This window comes from Pseudonocardia cypriaca, assembly GCF_006717045.1.
Taxonomy (GTDB): Bacteria; Actinomycetota; Actinomycetes; order Mycobacteriales; family Pseudonocardiaceae; genus Pseudonocardia; species Pseudonocardia cypriaca.
Window position 1 is genome coordinate 2,611,918 of sequence record NZ_VFPH01000002.1, and the last position, 17,764, is coordinate 2,629,681.

Here is a 17,764-nt window from a genome sequence, read left to right on the forward strand (position 1 = left end):
ATGCGACGGTTGTGGCAGGTGATGGTGGCGGGCGTCGTCGCGACGCTGGGAGTGGCCGGCTGCGGTGCGGCGGGCCCCAGCGCCGTGGACGACACCGCTCCACCGGCGACGCCCGCCGCCCCCGCCAGCCTCGCCCCAACCACCCGTACCGGTATCCCGGAGCTGCAGGTCGAGCTCGTGGCGAGCGGCCTGTCGCACGTCTGGGACATCGGCTTCCTCCCCGACGGCCGAGCCCTGGTCACCGAGCGCGACGGGCGGATCGCGCTGCTGTCCGGCATCGGGCCGGGCGCCACCGTCCGGGAGGTCGACGCCGACCTCAGCGACGTGTACGCCCGCGGCGAGGGCGGCCTGATGGGGATGGTCGTGCACCCCGACTTCGCGCAGTCCCGGCGCTTCACCACCTGCCAGACGCACATGCAGAACGGCAGCCCCACCGACGTCCGGCTCGTCAGCTGGGAGCTGTCCGCCGACGGCGCCTCCGCCAGGAGGGTGGCCGACCCCCTGGTCGGCGGGCTGCCGATCGCCCAGTCGGGCCGCCACTCCGGCTGCCGCCCCACGATCGCCCCGGACGGGGCGCTGCTCGTCGGCACCGGCGACACCGCACGCGGCGCCGTCGCCCAGGACCTGAACTCGCTCGGCGGCAAGGTGCTCCGTGTGGACCTCGCGACCGGCGGGCCCGCCCCGGGCAACCCGTTCGCGGACGCGCAGAACCCCGCCCAGCGGCTGATCTGGACCTACGGGCACCGCAACGTGCAGGGCGTGGCCGTGCAACCGGGCACCGGCGACGTCTACACCGCTGAGCACGGCCCCACCATCGACGACGAGATCAACCTGCTGCGGCCGGGCGCCAACTACGGCTGGGACCCCTCGCGGGGCGGCACCGTAGGCGGCTACGACGAGTCGGTACCGATGACCGACCCCGAGCGCTTCCCCGACGCCGTACCCGCCGCGTGGAGCTCGGGCCGTCCGGTGGAGGCGATCAGCGGTGCCGCCTTCCTGTCCGGCGGGCAGTGGGGCGACCTGAACGGCGCACTGGCCGTGGGTGCGCTCCGCGGGCAGAAGCTGCTGCTCATGACGCTCGGCCCGGACGGCGCCGTCGCCGACGTGCGCAAGCCCGCCCCGCTCGACGACGCGTTCGGCCGGCTGCGCGCGGTGCGCCTCGGCCCGGACGGCGCGCTCTACGTGTCCACGTCGAACGGCTCCGACGACGAGGTCCTGCGCATCACCCCGATCTAGTGCCCCGCCCCGGAAGGTTGGCGCGTAAATCGGTGGATCCAGGCGTTCGCGTGAGCTGGCGCCGCACGAGCCTCGTACCGGGCGTACTCGGCTCGTGCGGCAACGCGGCCAGCGGGCGTCTGGGCCGCCGAGTTATGTGGTGAACCTTTTCGGGGCGGGGCACTAGCACCGGGGTGGGCGTGCACGGATGTGACGACCCACCGGAGGACTAGGAGCTCCACCCCTCCGACCGCGTCACCGGCCGCTCCGGGGCGACGGCCGAGACCGGCCTCCCCTCGAACGCCGTGGAAAGCACGACGTAGGTGTTGATCTGGCCGTGCTCGCCGATCCGCTCGATCACGCCCTCGAGGTGGCCCAGTGACGCGGCCCGCACCTTGAGGACGGTGCAGTGCTCCCCGGACAGTTTGTGGATCTCCACGACCTCCGGGTAGGTGTCCGCGGTGGTCGTCTTGAGCAGGCAGCGCCCCAGTGAGCAACGCAGCTGGATGAACGCGAGCAGCGGCTGCCCGGCACGGGCGGGGTCGACGGTGGCCCGATAGCCGGAGATCACGCCCGCCGCCTCCAGCCGGCGCACCCGCTCGGCCACCGCGGGCGGTGAGAGGTGCACGCGCTTGCTGAGCGCGTTGTACGAGAGGCGCGCGTCGGCCTGCAGCGCGTCGAGCAGCCGCCAGTCGATTTCGTCCAGTTCGAACGATCGTGAAGCGTCCACCACGAAACTCCTCGCGTTCGTGAACCGGGACGGGCTCCGGACCCCCGCGGCGTCCCTTCGTCGGGCCGCCCGTCCTTCCTACCGTCATCCGCATGGCGACGCTGTGGATCGTGAGCCTGCTCGGTGGTCTCGCCCAGTCGCTCGGCGGCGCAGCGGCCGCCCTGCTGGCCCGGGACCTCAGCGGTTCGGACGTGGTGGCCGGGCTGCCGCAGGCCGTCCTGGTGATCGGGTCGGCGGTGGCGGCGCTGGGGATGTCGGCGCTGAGCAGGCGGTACGGCCGCCCACGGGCGCTCGCCGCCGGGTTGGCGGTGGCGACGGGTGGGAGCCTCGTCGTACTCGCAGGCGACCTGCTCGGGCTGCTGACGGGCACCCTGCTGTTCGGCGCGGGCAACGCCGCGGTGATGCTCGGCCGGTACGCGGCGGCGGACGGCGCGCCGGAGGGCTCGCGGGCCCGTGCCATGGCCACGGTGCTCGTGGCCACCACCGTCGGCGCGGTGGCCGGGCCGAACCTGCTCGTGCCGGCGGACGCGCTCGGCCGCTCGCTCGGGATGCCCGGTCTGAACGGCGCGTACGTGGTCGCCGCCCTGTGCTTCGCCGTGGCCGCGTGCCTGCTGCTGCGTCTGCCGGCCCGTCCGCCCGTGCTCGAACCGGATCCGCGCGGCGCGGCGCCGGGTGGCACGGCCGTGCGCGGGCTCGTCGTGCTGGCGCTCACGAACCTGGTGATGGTCGGCGTGATGAACATGGCGCCGGTGCACCTGCACCACCTCGGCGTCGGGCTGGGCGCGATCGGGCTGGTGGTGAGCCTGCACATCGCCGGGATGTTCGCGCCGTCGCCGCTCTCGGGGTGGCTGGCGGACCGGTGGGGCCCCGCCCCGACGACGGCGCTCGCCGGGGGCGTGCTCGCGATGGCGGCGCTGCTCGCCGCGGTGACCGCGGACGTGCCGCTCGTGCTCGGGGTGGCGCTCGTGCTGCTCGGCGTCGGGTGGAACCTCGGGCTCGTGGCCGGCAGCACGCTGCTCACCGCGGGTGTTCCCGCCGCGGAGCGCCCGCGGCGGGAGGGCTGGGGCGAGGTCGCGATGGGCGTGACCGCCGGTGGCGGCGGCGCCGCGTCCGGCGCGGTGATGAGCGGTGGCGGCTACGGGCTGCTCGCCGCGGCGGGGGCGGCGGTGGCGGCGCTCGTCGTTGCGGCCGCGTGGCAGGCGCGGGTCAGCGGGAGCCGTAGCGCAGTGCGGCCTTCTCCCGCGCCTTCGCCGCCTCGATCTCACGGTTCTTCGGCGGCGCGGTGGTGACGAGCTCGTCGAGCAGCCGGCGGGTGGCCTCGGTGACGGCGTCGACCGCCCGCGCGAAGGCCTCCTCGTTGGCCTGCGACGGCTTCGCCGCCCCGCTGACCTTCCGCACGTACTGGATGGCAGCAGCACGCACCTCGTCGGTGGTGGCAGGCGGCTCGAAGTTGTGGAGCGTTCGGATGTTGCGGCACACGGGACGGGCCCCCTCGTGGACGAACAGCGTTCTCGCTCGAACGTACTGGACCGCGTGGGTCAGGGGGATCGCCATGAGCGACATCGACAGCCACCGCCGCTCCGCCGACATGTTCAATAGCCGCGACCGGGACACCACGACCGGCTGAGCATGCTCACCCGTCTCGGCCACATGCGGCCGCCCGGGTGACGCAACGAGCCTCGCTCAGGCGACGACCCGCATGCTCTCGTCCAGCTCGCCGTTCTGCTGGCGGGCGGCCAGTACGGCGAGGCGGGTGAACTTCTTCTCGAACGTCTCCCGGATGAGTCCGCGCGCGCGGTACTCCTTCGCCAGCTGGGCGGCGCCGTCGGGGATGGACCACTGCGCCTCGAACCCGAGCTCCTTGCGGGCGCGGGCGAAGTCGACGCGGTAGGAGCGGGGGTCGTTGCCGGCCTCGCCGGTGATCAGCAGCTCCGAGCCGGGGACGGCCTCCACCACGGCCTGCGCGATCTCGGCGACCGTGCGGTTGTTCTTCTCCGTGCCCACGTTGTAGGCGCGGGCGCGCACCACGTCGGCCGGCGCGGAGAGCGCGGCCACCACGGCGCCCGCGATGTCCTCGGCGTGGGCGAGCGGGCGCCACGGGGTGCCGTCGGAGAGCACCTTGACCACGTTCGACAGGATCGCGTGGCCCACGAGGTTGTTCAGCACGATGTCGGCGCGCAGCCGCGGCGAGAAGCCGAATGCGGTGGCGTTGCGCATCGAGACCGGCACGAAGTGGCTGTCGGCCAGCTCCGCGAGGTCGTCCTCCACGCGGACCTTGGAGATCGCGTACGGGGTGACCGGCTTGAGCGGGGCGTCCTCGTCCACGAGCTCGTCGCCGGACTGGGCGCCGTACACGGAGCACGTGGAGGCGTAGACGAACCGCTCGACCCCCGCCTCCTTCGACAGCCGGGCCAGCCGGGTGGAGGCGTGGTGGTTGATGTCGTAGGTGATCTCCGGGGCGAGCGAGCCCAGCGGGTCGTTCGACAGCGCCGCCATGTGGACGACGGCGTCGAAGCCCTCCAGCTGGTCGACGGTGACGTCGCGCAGATCGGTGGAGAGGCCCTCGACGTCCGGCACGTCGAGGGAACCCAGCACGCACTCGGCGAACAGGCCGCTGTCCAGGCCCGTCACCTCGTGCCCTGCCGCGGCGAGGATCGGAGCCATCACGGTGCCCAGGTAGCCCTGGTGGCCGGTCAGCAGGATGCGCACGGGTGTCGGTTCCCTTCGATCGTCGTCATCTGTCACTCGGGCCGCTCGGCGACCCCGTTAACGGATCCCGTCCATGGGCTCGCCGCTCGGGAGCGGCGCCACTCCGAGCACCAGCTTCCCCACGTGGAACGCCTCGGCGTACCGGGCGTGGCACTGCACGCCCCGGATCCGGGCCAGGCCGCCGAACGTCTCCGTGTCGAACCACGTGCGGTCCCGCTGCGACCCGTAGTGCTCGTGCAGCTTGGAGATCTTCTCGCGCAGGACCGGCTCCGCGAGCGGGAGGTACGCGGTGGGCTGGGCGAGGTCGCCGTCCCACTTGAGGATCTCGTAGCCGAGCGTGAGGTGATCCCGGAACACGGTGGGGACGAGCTCGGCCAGCGTGCGGTGGTCCTGGTGGGCGTCGTGCGCCGACGGCGCGAGCACGAGGTCCGGCTCGCAGTGCGTGCGCAGCTCCTCGAGCGCGAGCTTGGCGCGCTCCCAGCGGGTCGGCACGCGCCCGTCGGGCAGGTCGAGGACCGTGACGTCGAGCTTCGCGCCCGGGCAGAACGCGGTGAGCGCCGCCCGCTCCTCCTCCTCGCGCAGCGAACCGCCGCCCGTGAGCACGAGCGCCGTCACCGTGACGCCGGGGTGGGCGCGGCACAGCTCGAGGAGCGCCCCACCCGCGCCGATCGCGATGTCGTCGCAATGGGCACCCAGCAGGAGCATCTGGTCGAGACGTTCGGGCAGCAGGCTCAGCACGTCGGACGCCCGGTCAGCGCTCGACCAGGGAGCCGCGCATGGCCGCGGCCTGCAGCGGGTCGTGCCCCGGTGTGACGAGGTCCGGCTCGTCGTCGGCGGGGTCGTCGATGGAGTTGTCGACGTTCTGCTCCCAGAGCATCCAGGGCCGGTCACCCGCCCGGTAGGCCGCCTCGAGCGCGTGCCGCTCCTTGACCGTGTCGGCAGGCTGCCAGAAGCCCTGGTGCCGGAAGGCCATCAGCCGGCCCTCCTCGGCGAGCGGCCGGCACGCGTCCATGATCAGGTCGCCGTTCGTGGGCAGGTAGTCGAAGATCTCCGGCCGCAGCACGAAGTAGCCGCCGTTCTCCCACAGCGGCATCTCCTGCAACGTGGTGATCCCGGCGACCCGGTCGTCCTCGCCCACGTCCACGCAGTGGAACGCCGACTGCGGCGGCACGGCCAGCAGTGCCCCCACCGCATCCGATGCGTGGAACTTGTCGACCATGACGTCCAGCGGCAGGTCGGTGAGCACGTCGGCGTAGTTGGCGAGGAACATCTCCTCGTCCTGCACGTGCCTGCGCACCCGGCGCAGCCGCTCCCCGATCGGGGAGTCGAGCCCGGTGTGCACGAACGTGATGGTCCAGTCCGAGATGTCGCTGCTCAGCAGGTGGACGTCCCCGCCGCGCAGGACGAAGTCGTTCGACGCGGTCTCGGAGTAGTTCAGGAAGAAGTCCTTGATGTGGTGCGCCCCGTAGCCGAGGCACAACACGAAGTCGGTGTGGCCGAAGTGCGCGTAGTAGCGCATCACGTGCCAGATCAGCGGCCGCGGTCCCACCGGGTGCATCGGCTTCGGCAGGTCGGACACGCCGTCGCGCATCCGCATCCCGTAGCCACCGCAGAACAGCACGACCTTCACGACACCACCTCGAGCTCGGGGATGGGGAACACGAGCTTGCCGCCCCACTCGCGGACGTAGGACAGCTGCTCGATCAGCTCGTCACGCAGGTTCCACGGCAGGATGAGCACGTAGTCCGGCCGGTCGGCGGCGATCCGCTCCGGCGGCAGCACCGGGATCCGCGTCCCGGGGGTGAACCTGCCGTGCTTGTACGGGTTGCGGTCGACGGTGTACGCGAGCAGGTCGGGCCGGATGCCGCCGTAGTTCAGCAGCGTGTTGCCCTTGCCCGGGGCGCCGTAGCCGACGACCTTCTTGCCTGCGCGCCGCGCCTCGATGAGGAAGGCGACCAGGTCGTCGCGCACCCGCGACACGGCCTCGGCGAACCCGTCGTGGCCCTCCGGCGTGTGCAGCCCGGCGGCCTCCTCAGCGGCGAGCACCGCGCGCACGCGCTCCGACGGCTCCCCCGCCACCTCGCTGGGCCGCGCCCACATCCGGATGGACCCGCCGTGGGTGTCGAGGAGCTCGACGTCGACCAGGGTGAGCCCGCCCGTGGCGAGGGCCCGCTGGCCGGTGAGCAGCGTGTAGTACTGGAAGTGCTCGTGGTAGATCGTGTCGAACTGGGTGCGCTCCACCAGCGTGAGCAGGTGCTGCACCTCGATCGAGACCCACCCGTCGTCGGCCACCATCGACCGCAGCCCGCGCGTGAACCCGATGACGTCCGGGATGTGCGCGTAGACGTTGTTGAGACAGACCAGGTCGGCGGGGCCGTGCTCCTCGCGCACCTGCTGACCGGTCTCCGGGGTGAGGAACGCGGTGAAGGTGGGCACGCCCTTCTGCCGCGCCGCCTCGCCGACGTTCACCGACGGCTCGACGCCGAGGCAGCGGATGCCCCGCTCCACGACGTGCTGCAGCAGGTAGCCGTCGTTGCTCGCCACCTCGACCACGAACGACTCCGGCCCGAGCTCCAGCCGCTTCACGGCGTCGTCGACGAACCGGCGGGCGTGGTCCACCCACGACGTCGAGTACGACGAGAAGTAGGCGTACTCGGTGAAGGTGTCCTCCGGCGTGATCAACGGTGGGAGCTGGGCCAGCAGGCACCGGCCGCACACCCGTACGTGCAGCGGGTAGGTGACCTCCGGCGCCTCGGTCTCCTCCGCCGTGAGGAACCGCTCGCAGGGCGGGGTGGCTCCGAGGTCGAGGAAGCTCCGCAGCTGCGTCGACCCGCACAGCCGGCAGGTCAGGGCCGGGACGTCAGCGCCCGGCTCCCGCACTTCCGCGTCGGACTGAGCAGCATTCTCGGTCAGCACCGCGTCGACCCTCCGGTTGTCGCAACGGTGCGCACTGTCTCCACGCGCACGGCGGCCAGTGTTCCACGCTCCGCCCCGTGCCCCGCCCCGGGTGCGAACCGCCCCGGCGCCCGCCGAACCCGGCCGCCCACGCCGCCGGTGCGGTTCGCCCTGGTCAGACGGGTGCCGCGAAGGTCAGTTCACGGTGAGGCGCGCCAGCCGGCGGCTGGTCGGCCAGCGCACGTCGTAGGCCCAGCCGAAGCGCTCGAACAGCCAGATGACCCGCGCGGAGATGTCGATCTGGCCGCGCAGGACGCCGTGGCGGGCGCACGTCGGGTCGGCGTGGTGCAGGTTGTGCCACGACTCCCCCATGGAGAGGATCGCGAGCGGCCAGAAGTTGCGCGAACGGTCGCGGGAGCGGAACGGGCGCTCCCCCACCATGTGGCAGATCGAGTTGATCGACCACGTGACGTGGTTGGAGACCGCGAGCCGCACCAGGCCACCCCAGAAGAACCCGGTGATCGCCCCGGCCCACGACCACGACAGCAACGCGCCGAGCACCGCAGGCAGCAGCAGGCTGACCGCCACCCACACCCCGAACGTCTTGCTGACCCGCACGATCGCGCGGTCGGCGAGCAGGTCGGGGATGAAGCGGCGGTGGTTGGTCTCGTTGCGGTCGAAGAACCAGGTCATGTGCGCGTGCAGGAAACCGCGTGCGACCGCCAGCGGCGAGGTGCCGAAGAGCCACGGCGAGTGCGGGTCGCCCTCCCGGTCGGAGAACGCGTGGTGGCGGCGGTGGTCGGCCACCCAGTTGAGGACGTTGCCCTGCACCGCGAGCGAGCCGGTGATGGCCATCGCCACCCGCAGCCACGGCTTCGCCTTGAACGACTTGTGCGTGAAGTGCCGGTGGAACCCGACGGTGACCCCCAGCACGGCGATCACGTAGAAGATCGCGAGCAGCAGCAGGTCGTGCCAGTCGACGCCCCAGCCCCACACGAGCGGGACGGCGAGCACCAGCGCGACCATCGGCGTCGCGACGAACACGTAGATCATCGCGTGCTGGAGCGCGGTGCGCCGCCCGGAGATCACCGGGTTGGGACCGGCAGCGAGCGGGTCCTCGGCTGTGACGGTCATCTGGCTCCTCGGGGCTCGGGGTCGACACCGGTCTCGCGCGGCGAGGCTAAGGGATCACCGTGTCGTCCACCGTCCCCGAACGCGAACTCCCGGCGAACCGCCCGAAGCGCTCAGACGTCGCTTCCCGTCAAACGCGGCGCCGTGCGAACCGGTTCCCGGCCCATGCCAGGATGAAGGCCTGTCCGCCGTGGTGTAACGGCAGCACCTCGGATTTTGGTTCCGATGGTCCAGGTTCGAATCCTGGCGGCGGAGCAGCACGCCGGCGAGGACCGGCGCGGCCCCTCGGCCCGGTCGCGCGGGTCCCGCCGTCACTTGCGGAACAGCAGGTACAGCACGAGCAGGATGATCAGCAGGGCGAACAGCCCGCCGCTCCCGTCGGAGCCACCGTCGGCCAGCACCAAGTCCACGGTTCCTGCCACGGTCCGCCCCTCCGGAGAGTGTCCGCATCGGATCGGGTAACGCTATCGGGGTACCCCGCCGGGGGAGTGGGTGACACGCGAGGACGGAGGCGGCTGCTGTGACGAGCGGGCGTTGGGTGTGGACGAGCCGCCCCGGTGCCGAGGCCGAGCTGGGCATCGGCGAGCGGTCCTGGTGCTGTTCGCCCGCCACGCGCGCAGGCGACGTGGGTGTCGTCTACCGCTCGCGCGAGCGCAAGGACGTCAGCCACCTCGTCGCCGTCCGCTCCGACGCCGACCTCACGGGCGATCGCCCCGCCTGCCTGGTGCGCGTGGTCGCGCGGTTCCCCGAGCCGCTGCCGCTCGCACGGATGCGGGCCGACCCGGTCCTGCAGCTGTGGCCCGCGCTACGGGCCTGCTTCGTGCAGCGGTGCTCCCCCGTGCCCGATGCGGTCTGGGCCCGGTTGTGCGAGCTGCTCCCCATCGACGCCCTCGACGACGAGTGACCGCTGCGGAACGACGAACGGCACCCCCGCCGGTGCGCGCCGGCGAGGGTGCCGTGTGGTCGTGGGCCGGTTCAGCGGCCGCCGGGACGCGGCGGCGGCTCAGGCGGACGCCCGTTTCCCGTGCACCTCATGTCCGAACTCCTTCACCCCTCGTGACCCGCGGGCGCCACCTCACTCGAAGGCGGCGTCCAGCGTGATCGTGGTACCGGTCAGCGCCTTGCTGACCGGGCAACCGTCCTTGGCCGCCTGGGCGGCGGACTTGAAACCGTCTGCGTCGAGGCCCTCGACCTCGGCGCGAACTGTGAGAGCGATCTCCGAGATCCGGAACCCTCCCGCGGGGTCCGGTGCCAGCGTGACTGCCGCGGTGACGTCCAGAGACTGCGGCGTGCCCCCCGCACGCCCGATCTCGGCCGAGAGCGCCATCGAGTAGCACGCCGAGTGGGCGGCTGCGATGAGCTCTTCCGGGCTGGTCGTGCCGTCGGCGTCGTCTGCCGCCCGCTTGGGGAAGCTGACGTCGTACGTCCCGACGCCGCTGCTGGTGAGTTCGACCTGGCCGGACCCGTTCTGCAGGTCACCGTTCCAGGCCGTCCGGGCGGTACGCGTCGGCATATGAATGCCCCCTCCTCGTCGTCGCTCCACCCTGACAACTGTTGAGTCGCCACGGCAGTCCCGGATGACACATCCGTTGAGCCGACCGGTGGGTGATCTACGGCGAGTGGTCGTTCCGACCGGGTAACGGGTGGTCGGGGTCCCTAATGGACTTCGACCGCGTCGCCGACCTCGAGGACGTTGTAGAACTCGACGGCATCGTCGTGCCCCAGGCGCACGCACCCCTTCGACGGGCTGTCGAGCCTGCCCTCGTGGAACGCGATGCCGCCCTCGGCGAAGAAGACGGCGAACGGCATCGGCGCGCCGTCGTACTCGACGCTGCGGTGGTTCGTGTCCTTCCACTCCACGCGGAAGTCGCCCTTGGGCGTCTCGTGGCCGGGGCCGCCGGGGCTGATCTTCACCGGACCGCGGACGACCACCCCGTCGTCGATCAGCCACGCCTGCTTCGAGCCGAGGTCGACGCACGCCTGCACGTCGTCCTTGCACGGGGTGCCCTCGACGAGACCGTCGTCCGCCTGGGCCGTACCGGCCACGCCGAACCCGCCGAGAACGACCAGCACGGCCGCCGCCACCACCGATCGCGCGCGAAGGCGTGCCGCCCTGCTGTGCTTGCCCATCGAAGCCTTCCGAGTCGAGACGGCGCCGGTCTGTGACGATCCCGGCACACAGAGTGCCCGGCCCGGACAACGAGCGGTTTCCGTCCCGGTTACGAGGCCGCCCCGCGGAGCGGCACACGGTCGGGTGAGCCCGTACGATCGGTCGGTCCCGGCCGCCGGCACCGGCGCGTCGTGCCGCGCCGTTGCGGTATCGCCGTCCCGCTCGCCGCGCTGGTCCCGACCAGAACCAGGAGTGGGATCCATGCTCGACCCGCACGGGCGAGGATCGTCCGGCGCACCATCCACCGGGGCGGCACCGTCCCGGCCCACCGCTGCGATCGTGTTGGCGGCGGGTGAGGGCACGCGGATGCGGTCCGCCGTCCCGAAGGTGCTGCACCCGATCGCCGGCCGCAGCCTGCTCGGCCACGCGGTGCACGCCGTCGCCGCCCTCGAACCCGAGCACCTGGTCGTGGTCGTGGGCGCAGGGGCCGACCAGGTCCGGGAGGCGGTCGACGGCATGGTCGCCGAGCTGGCCCGGCCGGTGCTCACCGCCGAGCAGCACGAGCGCAAGGGCACCGGGCACGCCGTCCGGTGCGCGCTGGACGCACTGCCGGCCGGCCTCACCGGGCCGATCGTCGTCACCTACGGCGACGTGCCGCTGCTCGAGCCGGTCACCCTCGCCGCGCTGCTCGCCGACCACGCGACCTCGGGTGCTCCGCTCACGCTGCTCACCAGCGATGCCGACGACCCCACCGGCTACGGCCGGGTGGTGCGCGAGTCCGACGGCACCGTCACGCGGATCGTCGAGGAGGTCGACGCCACCCCGGAGCAGCGCGCCCTCCGCGAGGTCAACTCGGGTGTCTACGCCTTCGACGCCGCGTTCCTGCTCGCGGCGATCGACCGGCTGCGCAGCCACAACAGGAAGGGCGAGCTCTACCTCACCGACCTCGTCAAGATCGCCCACGACGACGGCTCCGACGTGCGCGGCGTCCGCTGCGCCGACGACTGGCAGGTGCGCGGCGTCAACGACCGCGTGCAGCTGGCCGCCACCCGCGCCGAGCTCAACCGGCGCCTGCTCGAGCACTGGATGCTCGCGGGCGTCACCGTGATCGACCCCGCCACGACGTGGGTCGACGTGCAGGTCCGGCTCGAGCCCGACGTCGTGCTGCACCCCGGCACCCAGCTGCACGGATCGACGTCCGTCGCGGGCGGCGCGGAGATCGGGCCCGACACGACGCTCACGAACTGCGAGATCGGCGCGGGCGCGGTGGTCGTGCGCACGCACGGCAGCGAGTCGCTGATCGGGCCCGGCGCGTCCGTCGGGCCGTTCGCCTACCTGCGCCCCGGCGCACGGCTCGGCGAACGCGGCAAGATCGGCACGTTCGTGGAGGTCAAGAACTCCGAGATCGGGGCCGGCACGAAGGTGCCGCACCTCACCTACGTCGGCGACGCCACGATCGGGGAGTACAGCAACATCGGCGCCTCCTCGGTGTTCGTCAACTACGACGGGGTGCGCAAGCAGCGCACGGTCGTCGGCTCGCACGTGCGGACCGGGTCGGACAACACGTTCGTCGCACCCGTGCAGATCGGCGACGGCGCCTACACCGGCGCCGGCACCGTCGTGCGCGAGGACGTCCCGCCGGGGGCGCTGGCCGTGTCGGCCGGGTCACAGCGCACCATCGAGGGGTGGGTCGCCCGCAAGCGGCCCGGTACCCCGGCCGCGGAGGCCGCCGCACGCGCGGCCGACCCGGCCATCGACGTCCACGGAGGCACAGCACGGTGAGCGTGATGTCGGCGACGCCCAAGAAGAACCTCATGCTCTTCTCGGGGCGCGCACACCCGGAGCTCGCCGAGCAGGTGGCGAAGCACCTCGATGTGACGATCACCCCGCAGTCGGCGTACTCGTTCGCCAACGGGGAGATCTTCGTCCGGTTCGAGGAGTCCGTGCGCGGATGCGACGCGTTCGTGCTGCAGGCGCACTCGGCGCCGATCAACGACCAGATCATGGAGCACCTGATCATGGTCGACGCCTTGAAACGGGCGTCGGCCAAGCGGATCACCGTCGTGATGCCGTTCTGGGGATACGCCCGCCAGGACAAGAAGCACCGCGGCCGCGAACCCATCTCAGCCCGGCTCGTCGCCGACATGTTCAAGGTCGCGGGTGCCGACCGCATCATGACCGTCGACCTGCACACCGCCCAGATCCAGGGCTTCTTCGACGGCCCGGTCGACCACCTCTTCGCGCTCCCGGTGCTCGCCGAGCACATCAAGCGCACCTACGCCGACGAGCAGCTCGCCGTCGTCTCGCCCGACTCCGGCCGCGTCCGGCTGGCGGAGCGCTGGGCCGACACCCTCGGCGGCACCCCGCTGGCCTTCATCCACAAGACCCGCGACCCCCGCAGGCCCAACGAGGCCGTCGCCAACCGCGTGGTCGGCGAGGTCGACGGCCGGCTCTGCGTGGTGATCGACGACATGATCGACACCGGTGGCACGGTGGCCAAGACCGTCGAGGTGCTGCTCAAGGAGGGCGCCAAGGACGTCGTGGTCGCAGCGACGCACGGCGTGCTCTCCGGGCCCGCCCCGGCGCGGCTGGCCGACTGCGGGGCCCGCGAGGTGATCTTCACCGACACCCTGCCGATCCCCGACGAGAAGCGGTTCCCGACGATGACCGTCCTGTCGATCGCCCCGCTCCTCGCCCGCGCCATCCACGAGGTCTTCGACGACGGCTCGGTGACGAGCCTCTTCAACGGCAACGCCTGACCCGATCCCGCGAGTCGCGTTCTGAGTGCGCGCGAGTCGCGTTCTGCGTGCGGACGTGTCGTGGTCGCTGCAGCGGCTAGACCCGGCCGGAGAAGATCGCGGGATCACCGATGATCCGGGGAGTGACGTCGACCTGCAGGTCGGCGACGTCCTTCCCGACCGACACCGCGACCGGGAACGTGATCGACTTCCCGGGCAGCACGGTGCCCTGCGGTGGGCCGTTCATGCCCTTCTGGGCGTCGAAGACCAGCGGGGCGTCCCGGCCGGCGTGCGTGGCCCGGACGATCGTCGTGACCGCGTCGAGCGGCTGGTCGGATCCGTTGACGACGGTGATCTCGAAACTCACGGCACGATCGCGGTCGTTCCCCATCGCGTACCGGCCGGGCTTGAACGACTCCGGCGACGTGACCTCGATGGCCACACCGTCGTCGAACGTCACGCGCTGGCCGAACGCGACGACACCCGGGTCCGCCGACGCCACCTGACCCGGTGCGCCACCAGCTCCTGCCGCCGGCCCGGCAGAAACCGCTGCGGGTCCTTGCAAGGTCTTGACCAGCTCGTTGGTGGCCTGGAACACGATCACGACGCCCCACACCCCGAGAGCGAGCGCGACAACTCCCGACACGAGACCGGTCATGGCGGTCCGGCCGTTGGTGGCGAGCCCCTTCTTGTAGCGGGACCGGCCGGCGATCGCGAGCGGGACGGCGACGAGACCGCAGATCACGGCCACGAACCCGGTGAGCGGGACGAGTCCGAAGAGGATGCCGATCGGCGCGACGATGGCGGCCGCCAGGCCCAGTCCGTTGCGCGGCTCGGGGTGCCGGTCCACCGGCTCCGGCGTCGGCTCGGACCGCAGGTGCGCGGGCTCCGGCGGCTCGTACGACCGCTGCACGGGCGGCTCGTACGCCTGCCGCCGTTCGTACTCGGGACGTCTCGGGGACGGCGGCTGCTGCGGCGGCCGCGGGTACGAGCGCTGTGGAGGCGGTCCGTACGGCGGCCGGCCCTGCGGATGGGGACCGGGCATCGGCCCGCGCGACCGCTGTGGGGGCGGGCCGTACGACTGGTGACCGTTGCCCTGTTGGGGAGTCCACGGCTGAGTCATGGGGAGCGTTCTCCGGATCTTGTCGGCCCCGACGCCGATCAAGGAGTCGGCGGCGGTGTGACCGCCGTTACCCCCTCGCGCGCGTCTCCAGCGCGACTCGCGCACACCCACAGCGCGACTCGCGGAAGTGCGGGCCCCCCTTCCCCGCGAGTCGCGGTCCGGGTGCGCGCGAGTCGCGTTCTGAGCGGGACCCGGAGGGCGGGGCACCGGAGACGGTCGCGTATCGTTGACGATCGTTCCGCGGCGAGGGTGGGTGCACGCTGGCCCGCCGTGATCGACGCAGTCCCGGCATTCCGGTCTGCCTCGTCGCGCGCGTCCACCGCAGCAGTTCTGATCGAGGAGACAACCGTGGCCGAGGCCCGTATCGACGCCGAGACCCGCACGGAGTTCGGCAAGGGCGCCGCCCGCCGCACCCGTCGTGCCGGGAAGATCCCCGCCGTGCTCTACGGGCACGGCACCGACCCGCAGCACCTCTCGCTCCCGCAGCTCGAGTTCGCGCGCGTGATCCGCGAGCAGGGCCGCAACGCCGTGCTGACCCTGAACATCGGCGGCGACACCCAGCTGGCGCTCACCAAGACGGTGGTCACGCACCCGATCCGCCCGTACATCGAGCACGTCGACCTGCTGGTGATCCGCCGCGGCGAGAAGGTGTCGGTCGAGGTGCAGCTCGTCGTCACCGGCGATGCCGCGCCCGGCACCATGATCTCGCAGGAGCTCAACACGCTCGAGGTCGAGGCGGACGTCTCCAGCATCCCGGAGCAGATCGAGGTCTCCGTGGAAGGGCTCGAGGTGGGGGCCCAGATCCACGCCTCCGACGTGCCGCTGCCCGAGGGCACCGAGCTCAAGGCCGACCCGGAGCTGCTGGTCGTCAACGTCGTGTCGTCGCCCACCGAGGCGCAGCTCGAGGGCGAGATCGACCTCGAGGGCGCCGGTGTGGTCGAGGAGGCCCCTTCGACCCCGGCCGGCTCGGAGAGCTGAGGATGACGCCGGGCCCCGCGCTCGTCGTCGGGCTCGGCAACCCGGGTCCGGACTACGCCGACACCCGGCACAACGTCGGGTTCGGCGTCGTCGAGCTGCTCGCCGCGCGAGCGGGCGGCGGGCGGTTCTCGAAGCACCGCACCAACGCGGACGTTCTCGAGGGCAGGCTCGCCGGCCGCCGCGTGGTGTTCGCGAAGCCGCGGACCTACATGAACGTGTCGGGCGGCCCGGTGGCAGGCCTCGTCCGGTACTTCTCGGTGCCGGCCGAGGACCTGATCGTGATCCACGACGACCTGGACCTCGGCTTCGGCGTGATCCGGCTCAAGCGCGGCGGCGGGGAGGGCGGCCACAACGGTCTGCGCTCGATCAGCTCCTCCCTCGGCACGAAGGACTACCTGCGCGTCCGGTTCGGCATCGGCCGCCCGCCGGGCCGGCAGGACCCCGCCGACTTCGTGCTGAAGCGCTTCTCGGGTGCGGAGCGCAAGGAGCTGGAGTTCGTCGTCGACCTGGCCGCCGACGCCGCCGAGGCACTGCTCTCCGACGGCCTGGAACCCGCGCAGAACCGGTTCCACGCGCTGAGCGGCTGATCAGCTCCTGCGCACGAAGATCCGGTCGAGGTGGGCGGTGAGCGCATCTAGGTCGTCGGCCGGCCCGGCGTAGCCGATGTGGCCGTCCGGGCGCACGAGGACCAGCCACGGCGGTCGGGCCCGGTACTGCCGGCGCAGGCCGTGCTCCCCCGCCGGGACGACCTCGACGCTCACCGGCACGGCGTACGCGTCGAGCGCCGCCTCGACCGCCCACCCCGCAGCGGGGTCGCCGAACACCAGCAGGTGGTGGCGCAGGCCCGCGCGTGGCCCGCCGCACGGTGCACGGCCGCCTGCCCGCACCCCGCCCGTCGCCGGGTTGTCCCGGTAGGTGATCCAGGTCTGCGAGAACAGCCGGAACACGGCGTGGCGCACCGGGGGCAGCCGCTGCGCGAACGTGATCGCACGTCCGGCGAGGTGCGCGCGCCCCCACACCGCAGCCGGGTGCGCCGCTGTCTCCAGTGCGAAACCCCGGTCGGCGCCACGCAGCACGGTGACGGCGACGGGCATCCGCTCGGCCTCGTACGAGTCGAGCAGCCGCTCGTGCGCCTCGCCCCGTGCCACCAGCCCGAGCTTCCAGGCGAGGTTCACCGCATCGCCGATGGCGAGGTTCATCCCCTGCCCGCCTGCGGGGCTGTGGATGTGCGCGGCGTCGCCGGCCAGGAATACGGGCCCCGATCGGAACCGCTCGGCGAGCCGGCTGTGCACCCGGAAGAGCGCACTCCAGTGGACGTCCCGGACGGCGGTGCCTGCCACCTCGGCGCACCAGCGGCGCAGCCGGTCCTCCGGGACGTCGCCGTACGGTTCGTGGGAGATCTCGGTGCCGGCGGGAGCGAGCCCGCGCGGTAGGGCGCCGAACACGCGGTGGCGGTCGGGGCCGAGCCGGAACAGGCCGACGAACCCGCCGGGTGTGAGGTGCAGCCGGATCGTGCCGTCGGCCGGCGGGTCCCCGTCGAGCCGGACGTCGGCGAGCACGCCTGCCTGGTCGTAGGTGCGACCGGCGAACCCGATCCCGAGCGCCCGGCGCACGCTGCTGCTGGCTCCGTCCGCACCGACGACCCAGCGCGCCTCGATGGGTTCCGCCCCGCGCACGACGGCCCGGACACCGGACGGCACGCGGTGCAGGCCGATCAGCTCGGTGTCCCACTCCACGCGGACACCCAGCTGGCCGAGGCGCTCGACGAGCAGGCGCTCGGTGCGGTCCTGGGCGAGGCCGAGCGCGAACGGGAAGGGGGTCCGCCCCTCGGACCCGCGCCCCACGAGTGGGAAGCCGGCGATGCGACGCCCGCGCTCGAACACCTCCACGGCGGTGGTCCGCACGCCTTCCGCGACGGCGCGCTCCGCGACACCGATCCGGTCCAGCAGCTCCAGCGTGCGCACGTGCACGATCGCGGCCCGCGACTGCTCCACGGGACCGGCGTCGCGGTCGACGATCCGCACCGCCACCCCCAGCTCCGCGAGCACGGTGGCCGCCACGAGCCCGGCCGGACCGGCGCCGACCACCAGGACGTCGGTCATCACGCCCTCCTAATGAACGTTGCCGTTCCTTAT

Annotated in this window: 18 protein-coding genes and 1 tRNA gene; 8 read left to right on the forward strand and 11 right to left on the reverse strand. The window is 72.4% G+C overall.

Annotated elements, in window-relative coordinates; all coding sequences use genetic code 11:
- Positions 1-1,236 (forward strand): PQQ-dependent sugar dehydrogenase, encoded by a 1,236-nt coding sequence (locus tag FB388_RS30085; protein WP_142105477.1) that lies wholly within the window; start codon positions 1-3, stop codon positions 1,234-1,236.
- A 208-nt stretch (positions 1,237-1,444) separates the two neighbouring features.
- On the opposite strand, the gene FB388_RS30090 is transcribed toward FB388_RS30085, so the two are convergent.
- Positions 1,445-1,945, reverse strand: a complete 501-nt coding sequence (locus tag FB388_RS30090; RefSeq protein ID WP_211362268.1) for an Lrp/AsnC family transcriptional regulator — start codon at positions 1,943-1,945, stop codon at positions 1,445-1,447.
- 92 nt (positions 1,946-2,037) lie between these two features.
- On the opposite strand from FB388_RS30090, the gene FB388_RS30095 reads away from it, so the two are divergent.
- A complete protein-coding gene (locus FB388_RS30095; RefSeq protein WP_142105479.1) occupies positions 2,038-3,234 on the forward strand; it encodes an MFS transporter in 1,197 nt (398 codons plus the stop codon).
- On the opposite strand, the gene FB388_RS30100 is transcribed toward FB388_RS30095, so the two are convergent.
- The 6 genes from FB388_RS30100 to FB388_RS30125 form a co-directional block, all read right to left on the reverse strand.
- A complete protein-coding gene (locus FB388_RS30100) occupies positions 3,152-3,535 on the reverse strand; it encodes a DUF2277 domain-containing protein (protein ID WP_425468578.1) in 384 nt (127 codons plus the stop codon). The genes FB388_RS30095 and FB388_RS30100 overlap by 83 nt on opposite strands.
- A gap of 93 nt (positions 3,536-3,628) precedes the next feature.
- Positions 3,629-4,654 carry an NAD-dependent epimerase/dehydratase family protein gene (locus FB388_RS30105; RefSeq protein WP_142105481.1) on the reverse strand — a complete coding sequence of 342 codons (1,026 nt, stop codon included), beginning with the start codon at positions 4,652-4,654 and terminating at the stop codon, positions 3,629-3,631.
- 57 nt (positions 4,655-4,711) lie between these two features.
- Entirely contained in the window at positions 4,712-5,392 is a 681-nt protein-coding gene (locus FB388_RS30110; protein ID WP_142105483.1) for a PIG-L deacetylase family protein, read from the reverse strand.
- Positions 5,393-5,405: 13 nt separating this feature from the next.
- On the reverse strand, positions 5,406-6,284 hold the full coding sequence (locus tag FB388_RS30115) for a sugar phosphate nucleotidyltransferase (protein ID WP_170225888.1): 879 nt from the start codon (positions 6,282-6,284) through the stop codon (positions 5,406-5,408).
- Positions 6,281-7,504, reverse strand: a complete 1,224-nt coding sequence (locus FB388_RS30120; RefSeq protein ID WP_142106394.1) for a class I SAM-dependent methyltransferase — start codon at positions 7,502-7,504, stop codon at positions 6,281-6,283. Before FB388_RS30120 ends, FB388_RS30115 begins: the two co-directional genes overlap by 4 nt.
- A 240-nt stretch (positions 7,505-7,744) precedes the next feature.
- Positions 7,745-8,683, reverse strand: a complete 939-nt coding sequence (locus tag FB388_RS30125) for an acyl-CoA desaturase (protein WP_142105485.1) — start codon at positions 8,681-8,683, stop codon at positions 7,745-7,747.
- Between the two features lie 181 nt (positions 8,684-8,864).
- Here FB388_RS30125 and FB388_RS30130 point away from each other — a divergent pair.
- A tRNA-Gln gene (locus tag FB388_RS30130) sits at positions 8,865-8,935 on the forward strand.
- A gap of 265 nt (positions 8,936-9,200) precedes the next feature.
- The gene (locus tag FB388_RS30135) at positions 9,201-9,584 is read left to right on the forward strand and encodes an EVE domain-containing protein (protein WP_142105487.1); all 384 of its coding nucleotides are present in this window, start codon (positions 9,201-9,203) and stop codon (positions 9,582-9,584) included.
- A gap of 171 nt (positions 9,585-9,755) precedes the next feature.
- Here the strand turns inward: FB388_RS30135 and FB388_RS30140 are convergent, their stop codons facing one another.
- Together FB388_RS30140 and FB388_RS30145 are read right to left on the reverse strand one after the other, a co-directional pair.
- Complete coding sequence (locus FB388_RS30140; protein ID WP_142105488.1) at positions 9,756-10,193, reverse strand: OsmC family peroxiredoxin; 438 nt, start codon at positions 10,191-10,193, stop codon at positions 9,756-9,758.
- Positions 10,194-10,336: 143 nt separating this feature from the next.
- Entirely contained in the window at positions 10,337-10,810 is a 474-nt protein-coding gene (locus tag FB388_RS30145) for a L,D-transpeptidase (protein WP_142105490.1), read from the reverse strand.
- Positions 10,811-11,051: 241 nt separating this feature from the next.
- On the opposite strand from FB388_RS30145, the gene glmU reads away from it, so the two are divergent.
- A complete protein-coding gene (glmU, locus tag FB388_RS30150) occupies positions 11,052-12,572 on the forward strand; it encodes a bifunctional UDP-N-acetylglucosamine diphosphorylase/glucosamine-1-phosphate N-acetyltransferase GlmU (protein ID WP_142105492.1) in 1,521 nt (506 codons plus the stop codon).
- Between the two features lie 5 nt (positions 12,573-12,577).
- The gene (locus tag FB388_RS30155) at positions 12,578-13,549 is read left to right on the forward strand and encodes a ribose-phosphate diphosphokinase (protein ID WP_142105494.1); all 972 of its coding nucleotides are present in this window, start codon (positions 12,578-12,580) and stop codon (positions 13,547-13,549) included.
- A 76-nt stretch (positions 13,550-13,625) separates the two neighbouring features.
- Here the strand turns inward: FB388_RS30155 and FB388_RS30160 are convergent, their stop codons facing one another.
- The gene (locus FB388_RS30160) at positions 13,626-14,441 is read right to left on the reverse strand and encodes a DUF4190 domain-containing protein (protein WP_142105496.1); all 816 of its coding nucleotides are present in this window, start codon (positions 14,439-14,441) and stop codon (positions 13,626-13,628) included.
- 558 nt (positions 14,442-14,999) lie between these two features.
- Between FB388_RS30160 and FB388_RS40065 the strand changes: the two genes are divergently transcribed.
- Entirely contained in the window at positions 15,000-15,629 is a 630-nt protein-coding gene (locus FB388_RS40065) for a 50S ribosomal protein L25/general stress protein Ctc (protein WP_211362269.1), read from the forward strand.
- 2 nt (positions 15,630-15,631) lie between these two features.
- The gene (gene pth, locus FB388_RS30170; protein WP_142105500.1) at positions 15,632-16,216 is read left to right on the forward strand and encodes an aminoacyl-tRNA hydrolase; all 585 of its coding nucleotides are present in this window, start codon (positions 15,632-15,634) and stop codon (positions 16,214-16,216) included.
- Here pth and FB388_RS30175 read toward each other — a convergent pair whose 3' ends face one another.
- A complete protein-coding gene (locus FB388_RS30175; protein WP_142105502.1) occupies positions 16,217-17,731 on the reverse strand; it encodes an FAD-dependent monooxygenase in 1,515 nt (504 codons plus the stop codon). It lies immediately after the preceding gene.
- Positions 17,732-17,764: the final 33 nt, after the last annotated feature.

What these genes read in the sequence shown, in the direction of transcription:
- FB388_RS30125 (WP_142105485.1), bottom strand. Translation starts at nt 8,683, where the DNA reads ATGACCGTCACAGCCGAGGACCCGCTCGCTGCCGGTCCCAACCCGGTG.
- FB388_RS30085 (WP_142105477.1), top strand. Translation starts at nt 1, where the DNA reads ATGCGACGGTTGTGGCAGGTGATGGTGGCGGGCGTCGTCGCGACGCTG.
- FB388_RS30100 (WP_425468578.1), bottom strand. Translation starts at nt 3,535, where the DNA reads ATGTCGGCGGAGCGGCGGTGGCTGTCGATGTCGCTCATGGCGATCCCC.
- FB388_RS30155 (WP_142105494.1), top strand. Translation starts at nt 12,578, where the DNA reads ATGTCGGCGACGCCCAAGAAGAACCTCATGCTCTTCTCGGGGCGCGCA.
- FB388_RS30095 (WP_142105479.1), top strand. Translation starts at nt 2,038, where the DNA reads ATGGCGACGCTGTGGATCGTGAGCCTGCTCGGTGGTCTCGCCCAGTCG.
- FB388_RS30140 (WP_142105488.1), bottom strand. Translation starts at nt 10,193, where the DNA reads ATGCCGACGCGTACCGCCCGGACGGCCTGGAACGGTGACCTGCAGAAC.
- pth (WP_142105500.1), top strand. Translation starts at nt 15,632, where the DNA reads ATGACGCCGGGCCCCGCGCTCGTCGTCGGGCTCGGCAACCCGGGTCCG.
- FB388_RS30175 (WP_142105502.1), bottom strand. Translation starts at nt 17,731, where the DNA reads ATGACCGACGTCCTGGTGGTCGGCGCCGGTCCGGCCGGGCTCGTGGCG.
- FB388_RS30145 (WP_142105490.1), bottom strand. Translation starts at nt 10,810, where the DNA reads ATGGGCAAGCACAGCAGGGCGGCACGCCTTCGCGCGCGATCGGTGGTG.
- glmU (WP_142105492.1), top strand. Translation starts at nt 11,052, where the DNA reads ATGCTCGACCCGCACGGGCGAGGATCGTCCGGCGCACCATCCACCGGG.